Source organism: Cognatundibacterium luofuense (assembly GCF_018139685.1).
Taxonomy (GTDB): Bacteria; Pseudomonadota; Gammaproteobacteria; order Burkholderiales; family Burkholderiaceae_D; genus Undibacterium; species Undibacterium luofuense.
In genome coordinates this window covers 1-540 of record NZ_JAGSPN010000087.1, presented here as the reverse complement: position 1 = coordinate 540, position 540 = coordinate 1, and the positions used below count along the sequence as shown (strand labels likewise).

Here is a 540-nt window from a genome sequence, read left to right as displayed (position 1 = left end):
ACCAAGTTTGAACGTCACACTCTCCTATGAACATCTCGGACTTTCTCTCTGATCGTGGAATATTCATGCTGAGAATAATGTTTACAAACGTAAGCCCCCTTCAAAAGTACCATCTGCCTACTTAATCTGCCTCACCTGCACCCCACGTTGACGCAGTAAATCGGTCAGGCTGTTTTTGCCGGACAGGTGGCCGGCGCCAACGACGATGAACAGGCGTTTTCCACTGTCCATCATGCTCAGGATTTTTTCAACCATGGGCAGGTTTCTGTCGTCGAGCAAGGACTTCATGGTTTTGCGCGAGCCTTCGTCTTTATTCGCGATGTCTTCCATGATAGTGGCCAGGGTCTCGGCATCACCACGTTTCCACGCGTCGATCATGAACTGGGTATCGCGCAGGGCTTCACCGTTTTTCATCGCGCTCAGGGTTTGTGCCAGCATGGCATCGCCTTCTTCATCGCTGAGTCCACCGAGTACCTGGGCCTGAAATTCCATGCTCTCCAGTTCGACCACGGTTTTCTTATCTTTTTTGGCACGCTCGAT

General features: G+C 51.1%; 1 protein-coding gene. It reads right to left on the bottom strand.

Translation table 11 applies throughout. The features are described 5' to 3' along the window. Window positions 1-117 precede the first annotated feature (117 nt). A partial coding sequence (locus tag KDM89_RS19450; protein ID WP_212689551.1) for a TraB/GumN family protein occupies window positions 118-540 on the bottom strand: 423 nt, incomplete at its 5' end.